Annotated in this window: 14 protein-coding genes; 12 read left to right on the top strand and 2 right to left on the bottom strand. The window is 70.0% G+C overall.

Annotation, left to right across the window (positions count from 1 at the left end):
• Positions 1-220: 220 nt before the first annotated feature.
• The 8 genes from ssd (at position 221) to ACSMFO_RS31310 (ending at position 5,667) form a co-directional block, all read left to right on the top strand.
• The gene (gene ssd, locus ACSMFO_RS31345; RefSeq protein WP_436461486.1) at positions 221-1,294 is read left to right on the top strand and encodes a septum site-determining protein Ssd; all 1,074 of its coding nucleotides are present in this window, start codon (positions 221-223) and stop codon (positions 1,292-1,294) included.
• The gene (locus ACSMFO_RS31340) at positions 1,291-2,433 is read left to right on the top strand and encodes a TadA family conjugal transfer-associated ATPase (RefSeq protein ID WP_436461485.1); all 1,143 of its coding nucleotides are present in this window, start codon (positions 1,291-1,293) and stop codon (positions 2,431-2,433) included. The genes ssd and ACSMFO_RS31340 overlap by 4 nt, the downstream gene beginning before the upstream one ends.
• Positions 2,430-3,170, top strand: coding sequence for a type II secretion system F family protein (locus ACSMFO_RS31335; RefSeq protein ID WP_436461484.1), 741 nt, complete (start codon positions 2,430-2,432; stop codon positions 3,168-3,170). Before ACSMFO_RS31340 ends, ACSMFO_RS31335 begins: the two co-directional genes overlap by 4 nt.
• Positions 3,167-3,733: a type II secretion system F family protein gene (locus tag ACSMFO_RS31330; RefSeq protein WP_436461483.1), complete on the top strand. Its 567-nt coding sequence runs from the start codon at positions 3,167-3,169 to the stop codon at positions 3,731-3,733. Before ACSMFO_RS31335 ends, ACSMFO_RS31330 begins: the two co-directional genes overlap by 4 nt.
• Positions 3,734-3,749: 16 nt before the next feature.
• The gene (locus ACSMFO_RS31325; protein WP_038520979.1) at positions 3,750-3,923 is read left to right on the top strand and encodes a DUF4244 domain-containing protein; all 174 of its coding nucleotides are present in this window, start codon (positions 3,750-3,752) and stop codon (positions 3,921-3,923) included.
• The gene (locus ACSMFO_RS31320) at positions 3,923-4,261 is read left to right on the top strand and encodes a TadE family type IV pilus minor pilin (protein WP_350594799.1); all 339 of its coding nucleotides are present in this window, start codon (positions 3,923-3,925) and stop codon (positions 4,259-4,261) included. Before ACSMFO_RS31325 ends, ACSMFO_RS31320 begins: the two co-directional genes overlap by 1 nt.
• Positions 4,258-4,623, top strand: coding sequence for an Rv3654c family TadE-like protein (locus tag ACSMFO_RS31315; protein WP_436461482.1), 366 nt, complete (start codon positions 4,258-4,260; stop codon positions 4,621-4,623). The genes ACSMFO_RS31320 and ACSMFO_RS31315 overlap by 4 nt, the downstream gene beginning before the upstream one ends.
• Positions 4,624-5,040: 417 nt before the next feature.
• Positions 5,041-5,667, top strand: a complete 627-nt coding sequence (locus ACSMFO_RS31310; protein WP_073845645.1) for a bifunctional DNA primase/polymerase — start codon at positions 5,041-5,043, stop codon at positions 5,665-5,667.
• A gap of 28 nt (positions 5,668-5,695) precedes the next feature.
• Here the strand turns inward: ACSMFO_RS31310 and ACSMFO_RS31305 are convergent, their stop codons facing one another.
• Positions 5,696-8,161, bottom strand: coding sequence for a DEAD/DEAH box helicase (locus tag ACSMFO_RS31305; RefSeq protein ID WP_436461481.1), 2,466 nt, complete (start codon positions 8,159-8,161; stop codon positions 5,696-5,698).
• 319 nt (positions 8,162-8,480) lie between these two features.
• Here ACSMFO_RS31305 and ACSMFO_RS31300 point away from each other — a divergent pair, with 319 nt between their 5' ends.
• From ACSMFO_RS31300 to ACSMFO_RS31285, 4 genes are all read left to right on the top strand, one after another.
• Complete coding sequence (locus tag ACSMFO_RS31300) at positions 8,481-10,775, top strand: sodium-translocating pyrophosphatase (protein WP_378417970.1); 2,295 nt, start codon at positions 8,481-8,483, stop codon at positions 10,773-10,775.
• A gap of 115 nt (positions 10,776-10,890) precedes the next feature.
• Entirely contained in the window at positions 10,891-11,436 is a 546-nt protein-coding gene (locus ACSMFO_RS31295) for a hypothetical protein (protein ID WP_436461480.1), read from the top strand.
• Between the two features lie 91 nt (positions 11,437-11,527).
• Complete coding sequence (locus tag ACSMFO_RS31290) at positions 11,528-12,112, top strand: hypothetical protein (protein ID WP_038520961.1); 585 nt, start codon at positions 11,528-11,530, stop codon at positions 12,110-12,112.
• Between the two features lie 34 nt (positions 12,113-12,146).
• Positions 12,147-12,758 carry a hypothetical protein gene (locus ACSMFO_RS31285; protein ID WP_436461479.1) on the top strand — a complete coding sequence of 204 codons (612 nt, stop codon included), beginning with the start codon at positions 12,147-12,149 and terminating at the stop codon, positions 12,756-12,758.
• Positions 12,759-13,028: 270 nt separating this feature from the next.
• Here the strand turns inward: ACSMFO_RS31285 and ACSMFO_RS31280 are convergent, their stop codons facing one another.
• The gene (locus tag ACSMFO_RS31280; protein ID WP_038520957.1) at positions 13,029-13,841 is read right to left on the bottom strand and encodes a S1 family peptidase; all 813 of its coding nucleotides are present in this window, start codon (positions 13,839-13,841) and stop codon (positions 13,029-13,031) included.
• Between the last annotated feature and the right edge of the window lie 16 nt (positions 13,842-13,857).

Below are 13,857 nucleotides of genomic sequence, written 5' to 3'. Positions count from 1 at the left end.
GTTAACTTTACTTTCTCTCAAGGGTTTCTTGAGTTCTGTCCCGCTCCGTGGCCCATAGCGGAAAGGGACGACGGAAATCGCGGGAAACCGGTTTCCCGCGGCGGAGTTGTCCACAACACCCCAGTTGTCCACAGGCGGGGCGGAATGACGTTGTGCGGGGTGGGGAAGCGGCGCGACCGTGGAGTGGTCACCCGAGTCCGACCGAATCACTGGGGGAGTCATGACCGCGGAACATCCGCTCGTCGTCGCCGGAGACGACGTCCTGCTCGACGAGATCCTGCGCGTGGCGGCGGCCGCGGGGTGCGAGGTCGAACGAGCACCCGATCTGGACGCCGCACGCGGGAGATGGGCCCGTGCGCCGCTCGTGGTGCTCGACGAAGAGGCCGCGAGCGCGCCGAACCGGCTGCTGCGGCGGAACAAGGTCCTGCTCGTTTGCAAGGGCGCACCGACGCCGGTCACGTGGGAGCGTGCCGTCAACACCGGTTCGGAGAAGGTCCTTTCGCTGCCGGACGAGGAAAGCGACCTCATCGGCGAATTCGCCGACGTCGTCGACGGACCGCCACGGGACGACGGCGTCGTCATCGGGATCATCGGCGGACGAGGCGGGGCCGGGGCTTCCGTGCTTTCGGCCGCCGTCGCGTACCGGGCGGAGAAGTCCGGCACCGGCGGGCTGCTCGTCGACTGCGACCCGCTCGGCGGCGGGGTCGACGTCCTCCTCGCCGCCGAACGCGATCGCGGGCCGCGCTGGCCGGAACTCGAACTCGGCGGCAGGGTGTCCATGGCCGCGTTGAGCGAGGCCCTGCCGCGAAAGAAGTACTCGACCGGATCACTGTCCTTTGTGTCCTATGGCAGGGAAGGACGCGGGCCCGGCCCCGACGCGATCGAAGGGGTGCTGAGCGCCGGACGCCGGGCGGGGCGGACGGTCGTCTGCGATCTGCCGAGGTATTTCGGCGCCGAGACGTCCGCCGTGATCGGGCTGGCCGATCTGGTCGTGGTCGTCGTTCCCGCCGAACTCCGCGCCTGCGCGGCGGCGAAACAGGTCCTCGCCAGGATCGAGCCCCACGCGTCGCGGATCGGTGTCGCGGTGCGGGGGCCGTCGCCCGCCGGGCTGATCCCGCAAGAGATCGCCGACGCCGTCGGCGTTCCGCTCATCACCTCGATGGGCCGCGAGCGCTCCCTCGCGGCGGCCCTCGACCGCGGTGAGTTCGTCCTGAGGCATCGCGGGCATCTGGCCATCGCCGCCGGCGAAGTCCTCGCGGCCGCGCGCGGGCGGCTGGCCGGTGCCTCGCGATGACCGACGATCTGGTCGAGCGGGTCCGGCGGCGGCTGGCCGGATCGGCCGCCCCGGCGGATCCGGTGAGCGTCGCGCGGGCCGTCCGCGCCGAAGCCGGTGGCGCGCTCGGGCAGGAGGCCGTCCTCGGAGCGGTCCGGCTGGCGCGTGACGAGTTCGTCGGAGCCGGTCCGTTGGCGCCGCTTCTCGAAAAACCCGGCGTCACCGACGTTCTCGTCACGGCACCCGACGAGGTCTGGACCGACACCGGTGAAGGCATCCTCCTGACGGATGTTCGTTTCGCCGACGAGGAAGCCGTCCGCAGGCTGGCCCAGCGGCTCGCCCTCGCCGGCGGGCGGCGCCTGGACGACGCTCAACCGTTCGCCGACTGCTGGCTGCCGGGAGTGGGTCCGCAAGGCCGCGTCCGCATGCACGCGGTCCTCCCGCCGATCGCGCCGGCCGGGACCGCCCTCTCGCTTCGCGTGCTCCGGCCCGCAACCCACGATCTCGCCGAGCTCCGGCTGCGCGGGGTGTTCGGCACCAGCGGCGCGGACCTGCTCGGCTCGGTCATCCGGCGGCGGCTCGCGTTCCTGGTCTCCGGCGGGACGGGGGCGGGCAAGACGACCCTGCTCTCCGCGTTGCTCGGCGCGGTGTCCCCGGCCGAACGCATCGTCTGCGTCGAAGACGCCGGGGAACTGCAGCCGGACCATCCGCAGTTCGTCAGCCTGCTCACCCGGCCGCCCAACGTCGAAGGCGCGGGCGAGGTCGGGCTGAGCGAGCTGGTTCGGCAGGCGTTGCGCATGCGTCCGGACCGGCTGGTCGTCGGCGAAGTGCGCGGTGGCGAGGTCATCGCGTTGCTCAACGCCATGAACACCGGGCATGAGGGCGGCGGCTGCACCGTGCACGCCAACTCGCCGGAGGACGTCCCCGCGCGGCTGGAGGCGCTGGCCGCGCTCGGCGGACTGAAACGGGACGCGCTGCACAGCCAGCTGACGGCGGCGATCCGGGTGGTCCTGCACATGCGCCGCCTGCCGAGCGGGATCCGGCGCCTGGACGAGGTCGGTGTCCTCCGGTCCTTTCGAGGCGAGGCCAAGGTCGTCCCGGTCTGGAGCAAGGGCTCCTGGATCGGCGACGAGACGCCGTTCGAGGAGATGGCGGCATGAACCCGTGGTTCCTGCTCTCCTGGGGCGCGGGTCTCGCCTGCTGGCCCAAGTCGATGGCGCGTACCCCGATCGCCTGGCGGCTGCCTCGCGCCGTCCGGGTGGGCTGGTGGCCGCTGCCCGCGCTGGCTCTGTCCTTCGTGGGAATCGGCTGGGCGGTGGCGACGCTCGTACTCACCTGGACCCTCCGCCAAGAGCATCGGTGGCGGGCACGGGAGAAGGCGGCGCTGGCCGAAGCGGAACTCACCGGGTCCGTCTTGCGGACGATGATCGCCGAGCTCCGTGCGGGTGCCCATCCGGTGGCCGCGGCCGAGGCCACCGCGGAGGCGGTGCCCGCGGCGTCCGAGCGCCTGCGCGGACTCATCGCGGCCGCCCGGTTCGGTGGCGGCACCGCCGTCGATCCGGACGCGCCACCGGCGCTGGCGAACGCGTGGGCACTCGCGAACCGGTTCGGGCTTCCGATGGCCGAGGTACTCGATGCCGCACGACGGGACGCCGAGGCGGAGATCGGCTTTCGTCGTCGGCTCAAAGCCAAGATGGCGGGCCCCAGGGCGAGTGCCGCCGTGCTCGCGGTCCTCCCGCTGCTGTGCCTGGTACTCGGCGAGGCGATGGGGGCCGGACCGGTCCAGGTCTTCACCGGTACGGGCGCCGGGCAGCTGTCGCTCATCGTGGGCAGTGGCCTGATCTGGGCGGGCACGGCCTGGTGCCGGGCCCTCACCGGAAGGGTGGCGCCCTCGTGATCGGGGCGGCCCTGATCCTGCTGGGCGGTGCCGTCTTGTGCTGGCCGCGCGTCGCCTCCGTGGCCACAGCGCGGCCCTGGTGGCTCCGGCCGCGCGGGAGAACGTCCCGCGACAACGGCGTCTCCGAACTCCTCCGATCCGCGGCCACTCTCGACCTGCTGGCCGCCTGCCTGGGCGGCGGGCTGCCGGTACCCGTCGCGCTCGAAGCCGTCGTACCGGCCGCGTCACCGAAGACCGCGGCGGCACTGCGCTCGGTGGCGTCGCACCTCGCCGTGGGCATCGGACCGGCCGAAGCCTGGGCCCCGGTCCGCGACCGGCCCGGCCTGACCGAACTGTCCGTCGCCGCCGTCCGTACGGCGAGGGCGGGCACCGCGCTCGCCAACCATGCGAAGGACCTCGCGCGAAGACTGCGCGAGTCGCTCTCCGCCGAAGCCGAGGAACGGGCCGAACGGGCCGGAGTGCTGCTGGCCGCACCGATCGGCCTGTGCTTCCTCCCCGCGTTCCTGTGCCTCGGTGTCTTCCCCGTCGTGCTCGGCCTCGCCGGGCGTCTCGACTTCCTCTGATCGAAAGGCGATCCCCATGACCAAGCTCCCCACCTTCCGCGAAGACGACGGCATGACGACGGTCGAGTACGCCATCGCCACCTTGGCCGCGGCCGGGTTGGCAGGCCTCCTCTATCTGGTCGTCACCAGTGATGCCGTCTCCGCCGGGCTCACCGCGCTCATCGAGCGGGCCTTGTCGGTGAAGTTCTGATGGCCGACCACGGCTCCGTCACGGTGGAGGCCGCCCTCGGCATCGGCGCCCTGACCTTCCTCTCGGCCCTGTTGTTCGCCGGGATCGGCGTGGCCTCCGATCAGCTCCGCTGCACCGACGCGGCCCGAGAGGCGGCCAGGCTCCTCGCCCGTGGCCAGCCCGCCCGTGCCGAACAAGCGGTTCGGGAGATCGCGCCGTCCGGCGCTCGGCTGGACGTCGTCCGTGAAGGGGAGGCGATCAGCGTCGGCGTCGAGGCCGAACCGGTCGGCGGCCTCCTGCCTGGGATCCGGCTGCACTCCCGTGCCTTCGCCATCGCGGAGCCTGGGAGCGGGCCATGACCTCGGACACCACGGACGATCGCGGTGTCGCGACCGTGTGGACCGCGTCGATCGTCGCGGCCCTGGTCTGCGCGGCGGCGTTCGTCTTCTGGGTCGGCGCCGCCGTCACGGCCCGGCATCGCGCCGAGGCCGCCGCCGATCTGGCCGCGCTCGCGGCCGCCTCGCACGCGACGGAGGGCCCCGGCGCGGCCTGCGAACGGGCCCAGCAGGTCGCCGTCCGGATGTCGGTCACGCTGCTCACCTGCCGGTGGGAGCGCGGCGATGCCCTGGTCGAGGTGCGCTCGGAGCCGTCGGGGCGGCCGACGGTCACCGGACAGGCGGAGGCACGCGCCCGAGCTGGACCGGTCGACCGGCCACCGTGACGTGCGTCGCACGACGAACGGTCGTCCAGTGGTGACCGGCCGGTAGTACGCGTGAGTAACCGCTCGGCGCGAGCAGCGGTCGTTGACGTACGGCGAGCGGTCGAAGTCATGATCAGCCCGCCGCCGAACGGCCGCCCGCCGCTCACCGTGAGCGCCGTCACGCGGTACGGAAACCCAGGTCGGCTGCGACGAACGGCCTCGGACCGGTCGCGCACGCCCGTTAATCGGACGTCCGGCGTTCGGTCCGTCCGGTCGCACTACCGCGCGTTCATCGCTAAGTAACCGCCGGTTGTCGCGCGAGGTCTTCTCCCGATGTGCAACTTGCCGTTTATTGAGATGTGCGCCACCTCGAGAAGGTCGCCGGGTAGCGCGGAGCAGAACCGACACAGGACAGAGTTGACCTGAGGCAGGGACGGAATGTTGGACGCGAATTGGCCGGACAGCTGGCGGGGCGCCTTCCGCATCGAGATGCGGGCGGAGGCGATCGGCCTCGCGTGGCGTGGCTGGCCGGTGCTCCCGGGTGCGGAGCCCGCCGCGATCACCGCGGAGGGTGACGACCTCACCTGGCGTCGTCCCGTCCCGGCGCAGGACAACTGGCGTGAACTGCTCGAGACCCACCCGCACGAGGTCGCCACCTGGTTCGGCGACGACACCCACAGCCTGCTCGTGGCCACCGGCACCGTGCTCGACGCCATCGAGGTCGACGACGAGCTCGGCAAGGCCGCCGCCCGCCTGCTTCGTGCCACCGGCCACCCCGCCCCGATCGTCGCGATGCCGAACGGCCGCTGGCTGTTCCTCACCACCGTCGCCACGAGCATCCCGCGGGAACTGGCCGACCAGGCCTCGATCCAGTGGCACGGCGCGAACGGCTACATCCCGCTGCCCCCGTCGCCGTTCCAGCACGGTGTCGTGCACTGGCGGGTCAAGCCCGAGGTCTGGGGCTGGCAGCTGCCCGAGGCCACCGAGGTGCACGACGTGCTCGTCCGTGCGCTGGCCGGTGACCAGACCGTCGCCCCGGTGGCGACCCTGAGCACCGCCGCCTGATCAACCCACGATTTCAAGCCACAGCCCTTCAAACCACCAAGTGGCCGGACACGGACCCGTGCTGACGCAAAGCCCCGAGCACGGTGTCCAGAACGGCCACTGCCCCCGCCTTGTCCAGCGGATCGTTGCCGTTCCCGCACTTCGGCGACTGGACGCAGGACGGGCAGCCGGCCGGGCACTCGCAGGAAACGATCGCCTCCCGCGTTGCGGCCAGCCAAGGGACAATCGCGGCAAATCCGCGGTCGGCGAATCCCGCACCCCCGGGATGGCCATCGTGCACGAACACCGTCGCCTCCCCGGTGTCTTCGTGCCACGCGGTCGACACCCCGCCAATGTCCCAGCGGTCGCACGTAGCGAACAGCGGTAGCAGGCCGATCGCCGCGTGCTCGGCGGCATGCAGGGCACCGGGGACGCGCGCCGGATCCAACTCGGCGCTCGTCCCCGGTGCTCCGCCAAGTTCCTCGGTCCCCACCCTGGAGCCTCCGGTCCCCACCGGCTCCAGAACTTCGGTCCCCGCCCGATGGCCCCCGGTCCCCGCCACACCATCGGACACACCGAGCAGCTCCGCCGAGATCGTGTACCAGACGGCGCGGGTGTGCAGGCTCTGCTCCGGCAGATCCAGCGGCGTCTGGTCCAGCACCTCACCGGACGGGCGCCGCCGCAGGTAACCGACCACTTGCGAACTGACCGACACCTCGCCGAGATTCACCGTGACCCCGCCGTGCACGCTGGTCTCCTCGGTGCGCAGCACACTGATGTCGACGATCTCGCGCGGTGACGTGGTCCAGTCCGGATCCTCCGCGTGCACCAGCGCGAGCCCGGTCTCCAAATCGAGTTCGTCGACCACATAGGACGAACCCTGGTGCAGGTACACCGCGCCGGGATGTACCGCGTAGCAGGCGGAACCCGGGTCGACGGTGCCGAGCATGCGGCCGGAGTCGGCCTCCACCACGGCGATCTGCTCGCCGCCGGAACCGCGGATGCCGACCTCGGCGTGCGGCCGGTCCCGCGAAGTCCAGTACCAGCCGCTCGTCCGGCGCCGGACGATCTTCTCCTTGACCAGATCGCCGAGCACGGCACGCGCCGGGTCGCCGCCGAAGGCCGCGACCTCCGGCTCGGTCAACGGGAGTTCGGCGATGGCGCACGCCAGTTGCGGCCCGAGGACATACGGATTCGACGGGTCGAGGACGGCGGCTTCCACCGGCCGGTCCAGGATCGCGGCCGGATGGTGCACGAGATAGGTGTCCAGCGGATCGTCCCTGGCCACGAACACGACCAGCGCCGCGTCGCCCGCGCGCCCGGCCCGCCCCGCCTGCTGCCAGAACGACGCGAGCGTGCCCGGGTATCCCGCCAGCACCACCGCGTCGAGTCCCGCGATGTCGACGCCGAGTTCGAGCGCGTTCGTCGTCGCGACGCCGAGCAAGCGCCCGGACAACAACGCCGCTTCGAGGGCGCGCCGCTCCTCCGGCAGGTAGCCGGAGCGGTACGCGGCCACGGATTCCGCCAAGGAACCGTCCACTTCGGACAGAATGCGCCGGGCGCCGAGCGCGGTCAGCTCCGCGCCTCGCCGCGACCGGACGAACGCCAGCGAACGAGCGCCTTCGATGACCAGTTCGGCGAGGATGCGGGAAGCCTCGGCCCCCGCCGAGCGCCGCACCGGCGCCCCGTTCTCGCCCGAGAGTTCCGACAGCAGAGGGGGTTCCCACAACGCGACCGTGCGGGCGCCACGCGGTGAGCCGTCCTCGGTGACCGGGACACAGTCCTGTCCGGTGAGTTTCGCCGCGAACGCCGCCGGGTCCGCCGTCGTCGCGGACGCGAGGACGAAGACCGGCGAAGCGCCGTAGTACGCCGCGACCCTTCGTAGCCTGCGCAGCAGTAGTGCCACGTGGGAACCGAAGACCCCGCGATAGCTGTGGCATTCGTCGACGACGACGAACGCGAGCCGCCGGAAGAACCGTGACCAGCGCGAGTGCGACGAGAGGATCCCGCGGTGCAGCATGTCCGGGTTCGTGAACACCCAGTTCGCGTGCGCGCGGACCCAGTCCCGCTCCTCCAGTGGGGTGTCACCGTCGAACGACGCCGCCCGCGCCTTCTTGATGTCCAAAGAGGACACCGCGCGCAACTGGTCTGCGCCGAGCGCCTTGGTCGGCGACAGGTACAGCGCCGAGGCGCGCTCGTCCTCGACCAAGGCCGAAAGCACCGGCAACTGGTACGCGAGCGACTTGCCCGACGCCGTTCCGGTGGAGATCACCACATGCTCGCCCGCGCGGGCCAGCGACGCGGCTTCCGCCTGATGCCGCCACGGCGTCTTGACGCCGTTCGCCTTCAGCGCCTCGACGACCGGGGCCGCCGCCCACTCCGGCCAGTCGACCGAATCCGCCGGACGGGCGGGCAGTTCGGCCACATGGGTGACCGGGTACAGCGAAGCCGGGATCCCCGCCGTCGCGCGGTCGAGAAGCCGCCGCCCTTTGCCGGGTCGCACCGTGCCGTCCACGTTCCGAGCTTCGCACAGCGCACCGACAGAAACGGGCCGCCGCCGAACGGATCCGGCACTGGAAGCGGCCCTCGATGATCGATAAAGTGACCAGCCTCACAAGGTAACGGAACGTGCGGTGGCGGGGACGCCTTGCCGTCCGCCATCCCACTACCAATACACTCCCGCAATCCACACCGTCTGTGGCGAGCGTCATGTGAGACGTACCTTGCAGTGCGACTAGCGTGACATTCGGTTCAGATCCCCATGCCAGCGCAGGAGCCGCCGGTCCCATCGGCGGGTCGTTCGCTGGCCAACGGCGACGTCTCCAGGAGGACGAATGTCCCGGCAGTTCCTCGCGGAGGGCGAACTCACGCTCTCCGGAGGTGGTTACACCATCGTCGGTGTAATCGCCGTGGTCGCCCTTGCCGCACTGGTCATCGGCTACGTTCTGCTCAAGGAGGTGCTGGCCGCCGGCCAGGGCACCACCAAGATGCAGGACATCGCGAAGGCAGTGCAGGAAGGCGCGGCTGCCTATCTGAAACGGCAGCGCAACACCCTCGCGATCTTCGGTGCGATCGTGTTCGTACTGCTCTTCGCCTTGCCGGCCGATGACTGGAACGAAAAGATCGGCAGGTCGATCTTCTTCCTGGTCGGCGCGGCGTTCTCCTTCGCGATCGGCTATCTCGGCATGTGGCTGGCGACGCAGGCGAACCTGCGCGTCGCGGCCGCTTCGCGGGAGGAAGGCGGTCGCGAAAAGGCGATGCGCGTGGCCTTCCGCACCGGTGGCGTGGTCGGCATGATCACCGTCGGTCTCGGTCTCTTCGGTGCCGCGGTGGTCGTCCTCGTCTACACCGGACAGGCCCCGAAGGTGTTGGAGGGCTTCGGTTTCGGTGCCGCGCTGATCGCGATGTTCATGCGTGTCGGCGGCGGTATCTTCACGAAGGCCGCCGACGTCGGCGCGGACCTGGTCGGCAAGGTCGAACAGGGCATCCCCGAGGACGACCCGCGCAACGCGGCCACCATCGCCGACAACGTCGGTGACAACGTGGGCGACTGCGCCGGGATGGCGGCGGACCTCTTCGAGTCGTACGCGGTCATGCTCGTGGCGGCGCTGATCCTGGGTAGCACCGCCTTCGGCATGCACGGCCTGATCTTCCCGCTCATCGTTCCCGCCATCGGCGTGATCACCGCGGTCATCGGTGTCTACATCACCAAGGCCAAAGCGGGCGAAGGCGGTCTGGTCACGATCAACCGCTCCTTCTACATCTCCGCCGGTATTTCCGCGGTGCTCTCGACGATCGCGGCGTTCGTCTACCTGCCCGGTTCGTTCTCCGAGCTGACCGGTGGCGCCACGGGCGAGTCCGGGAACCCGGCGCTCATCGCGACCATCTCGGTCATCATCGGCATCGTGCTCGCGGCGATCATCCTCAAGATCACCGGGTACTACACCGGCACCGAGCACAAGCCGGTCAAGGAGGTCGGCAAGTCCTCGGAAACCGGTGCCGCGACGGTGATCCTGGCCGGTATCTCGGTCGGTTTCGAGTCCGCTGTGTACACCGCGCTGGTCATCGGCGCGGCGGTGTTCGGCGCGTACCTGCTCGGCGGCGGCGTCGCGCTGTTCGCCGTGGCGCTGGCCGGTACCGGTCTGCTCACCACCGTCGGCGTCATCGTCGCGATGGACACCTTCGGCCCGGTTTCGGACAACGCGCAGGGCATTGCGGAGATGTCGGGCGACGTCGACGAAGACGCCGCGCAGATCCTCACCGAGCTCGACGCGGTCGGCAACACCACCAAGGCCATCACCAAGGGCATCGCGATCGCCACGGCGGTCCTCGCGGCGACGGCGTTGTTCGGGTCCTACCAGGACGCGATCAGCAAGGCGCTGAAGTCGATCCCGGAAGCCGCGGAAGCCAGCATGTCGACGCTGAACTTCTTCGTGAACACGGTGGTCAGCCCGAACACCCTCGTCGGCGTGATCGTCGGCGCGGCGGTCGTGTTCCTGTTCTCCGGTCTCGCGGTCAACGCGGTGTCCCGTGCCGCCGGCGCGGTCGTCTACGAAGTGCGCCGCCAGTTCCGCGACATCCCGGGGATCATGGAGGGCACCACCCGTCCCGAGTACGGCCGGGTCGTCGACATCGTCACGCGCGATTCGCTGCGTGAGCTGACCACGCCCGGTCTGCTCGCGGTCTTCGCCCCCATCGCGGTCGGCTTCGGTCTCGGCACCGGCGCGCTCGCCGGCTACCTTGCCGGTGCGATCGCGACCGGCACCCTGATGGCGATCTTCCTCGCCAACTCCGGTGGTGCCTGGGACAACGCGAAGAAGCTCGTGGAGGACGGAAACCACGGCGGCAAGGGTTCGGACGCGCACGAGGCCACCATCATCGGTGACACCGTGGGTGACCCGTTCAAGGACACCGCCGGTCCCGCGATCAACCCGTTGATCAAGGTGATGAACCTGGTGTCGGTGCTGATCGCCCCGGCGATCGTGCAGTTCTCGATCGGCGCGGACGCCAACGTCGGCATCCGCATCGCGATCTCGCTGGTCGCCGTCGCGATCATCGTCGCGGCGATCGTGGTCTCCAAGCGCCGCGAGTCGGTTCTTTCCGACACTCCCGCGGACGCGAAGGCGTAACACCGAACAGTTTCCTCCGCCGGGCCCGCCACGATTCCCGTGGCGGGCCCGACGGCTGTCCGGGGAGGGCTAATCTCTGCGCGTCACGCCGATCCGATTCGGGGGAGTTCCTGTCATGAGGCGTTCGATCATCCTGTTCGCCGCCGGAATCCTGCTGGCGGGCTGCGGTGGCGCCGAGCGGACGGCCGCTCCTTCTCCTCCCGCTCCGGCGGCGGGGACTGCCTGGATGGACGGTTTCTGCGGTTCGCTGATCGGCTTCGCCAAGATCGGCGATTTCACGATGCCCGACTTCGAACAGAACGACGTCGCCAGTGCGCGGAAGGTGATGGACGATGCCTTCGGGGTGTTCGCGCCCGGTTTCGACAACGCGGTCACCGGCTTGGGAAAGCTCGGCCAGGCGCCGAGCGCGGAGGCCGACGCGGCGCGCAAGAGCATCGTCGACGCGCTGACGCCGATCCGGGACGAGGTGCTCGCCGCGAAGGCGGCACTCGACGCCGCGCCGAAGGACGACAAGAACGCCGTGGTGGCCGCGGGGGCCGCCTTCCGGCGAATCGGTTCCCACATGAACGACATGCCCGACCCGTTCCAGCAGCTGGAAACGAACGTTTCGTTGAAAACACTGGCCGCGCAGGCCCCGAACTGCGGAAAGCTGCCTTCTTGACCGTTCTTTCCGCCACGTTGATTTGCATTGCCCCCCGGTATCGGTACCGTCGGGGTCCAGCCGGGAAGTCGTCAGGTCGGGAGGTGTTTTCGTGCGGCCGCGGTTCACCGTCCTTGCCGCGCTAGCAACAGGTATCGGACTCGGCCTCGCCGGGTGCGGGCAGCAGCCCGCGGTGACTTCCCACGCCAGACAAGAAGGTCTCGCGACGGTCAGCGCGTCGGAGGCCGACCCCACCTCCGCTTGGGCGGAGGCGTACTGCGGCGCGGCGGGCGGACTCGTCCGGACGCTGGCGGCGCTGCCCAGCGTCGATCCGAGCACGCCGCAGCAGGCCTCGCGTACTTCCAGCGAGCTGATGCTCTCGGTGGTCGAAGGGCTGGACCGCACTTCTGCCGCGCTCGAGAACCTCGGCCCGGCACCGGTCGCCGGCGCTGACTCCTCGCGGACGGCCGCCGTCGCGCAGCTCGGCGGCATCCGCGCCCGCGCCGATGACGTCCGCCAGCGTCTCGACTCCTCAGCCGATCCCGAGGCGACGAAAACCGCGCTTCGCGACGCCAGGACCTCGCTCGACGAACTGGACCGCCTTGACCTTCTCAGGGGCCTTAACGACGTCCCTCAGCTCGCCGCGGCGAGCAGCCGGATCCCGGTTTGCCAGGAATTGGTGAAACAACCTCGCTGAGTCATCGGCCGATCACTGGCCATGAGTCGAACTTGTGTTCTATTCTGTCCGGGTGGACGGGACGATCTCGCTCTTCTCGGCGGAGGCGAGCGGGCCGGTGCTCGCCGACCTCGCCGGGGTGCTGTGCGGGCCCGGGCGGATGACGGGCTTCGGGCGGACGGCCGGGCGGCTGTCCGCCGTGGTCGACGAGCCGTGGCGAGCGGGTGCCCTCGCCAGGGAATGCCGTCGGCGCGGCGTCCAGGCGCAGGTCTCGGCCGCCGAATGCGGGCGGCCGCTCGTGAGAACGCCGTTCCGGGTCGATCTGCTGCCCCTGGAGCGGCGGTGGAACCGTGGTGAAGAGAAGGTCCTGCCGGAAGGCTTCCGGCTCGACGGGGCCATGTTGAGGATGTGGGCGCTGGCGGCGGGCTGTCCCCAGGGCAACGGCTACCTGCTCGCGCTCGATCCGTCGGCGCCGGAGACGCACGAGCTGCTGATCGAGGCACTGGCGCGGCTGGGCGTGCCCGCCAAAGTGCAGAAGGGGGAAGACGCGCTGCTCCGGGTCACGGGACGGCGGCGGCTGGCGCACGTCCTCGAGCTGATCGGGGACGCGCCCGCGGGCGCCGAGCCCGCCTGGCCGAGCCTGGTTCCGGTGGTGCGCGCCGTCTGACCCTCGTGCGTGGTGAGGACGGTTCACCGCACTCACGTGATCGAAGCCGTGACTCACGTGATCGAAGGCGGAGCTCGCGTGATCAGAGGCGGAACACCCGAGTGCGGCCTCCAGTCACGCGAGTCACGTCCCTGATCACGCGAGTCACGCCTCCGCTCACGCTCCACCAGACCCGCGATCAGCCGCCGCCCGCCTGAACGCCATGAAAGGTCCTTTCCTTGCAAATTTCGCAAGGAAAGGACCTTTCATGGCACTCGGTGAGGAGGAAGGTCAGGGTTTCGGTGCCCGGCAGTTCGGGTTCGCGAGGTCGAGTTCACTGTGCGAAAGGCAGGAGGTCAGCTGGTAGGTCTGCTCCCCGTAGTTGATGCCCTGCCGCACGGTCACGTTCCCGGCCGCGTCGACCTCGCACGGGTTGTTCATCGTGCACCGCTGGCCGCTTTCGTTGCCGGTGTTGTTGACGCCGACGACCTTCCCGGTCGAGGTCTCGATGATGGGCGACCCCGAGGTCCCGCCGATCGTCTTGCACGCCGAGGTGTACCGGATCGAGTCCTTCCAGACCCAGTCCGCCTCGTGCAGCTCGTGGACGAAGCCGTCGATGTTGCAGGAGTAGATCTTCTTCCAATATCCCGAGACCACGTCCATCGCGATACCCGCGGACGGACGGGTGGGCGAGAGCGTCAGCGGGGCGATACCGTAGGTCGACTTGATCTTGGCGTAGCTGGTGTTGAGCTGGTAGAGCGAGACGTCGGTGTCGGTCATCGTGGCGTAGAGCAGCTTCTTCGCCTTGAGCGTGCCCAGCGACGAGCGGCCGTCCTTGGACAGCAGGCTGAACGTCCGTGACGAGGGCTTGTCGACGATTACTTCCCCGGGGTCCGGGAAACCTTCTTGCAGGCAATGCCCGTTGGAAAGGACGAGGGCGGGGTCGTCGAGGCTCGCCTCGGGCGGTTTGACCACCGACCCGGAGCAGTTCGACAACGCCACCGTTCCGGCGAAGGTGGTCGTGGCCGCTTCCGCCGGTGCGGTTCCGACCAGGGCGGACGCGGTCAGCATGGCGAACAGTGTGCCGAGGAGTCGTCGGGTCACGTGGAGTCCTTTCGGG

The organism is Amycolatopsis sp. w19 (assembly GCF_051373225.1).
In the GTDB taxonomy this organism is placed as follows: Bacteria; Actinomycetota; Actinomycetes; order Mycobacteriales; family Pseudonocardiaceae; genus Amycolatopsis; species Amycolatopsis japonica.
The sequence above is the reverse complement of the archived record's forward strand: the minus strand, read 5'-3'. Positions and strand labels throughout refer to the sequence as shown.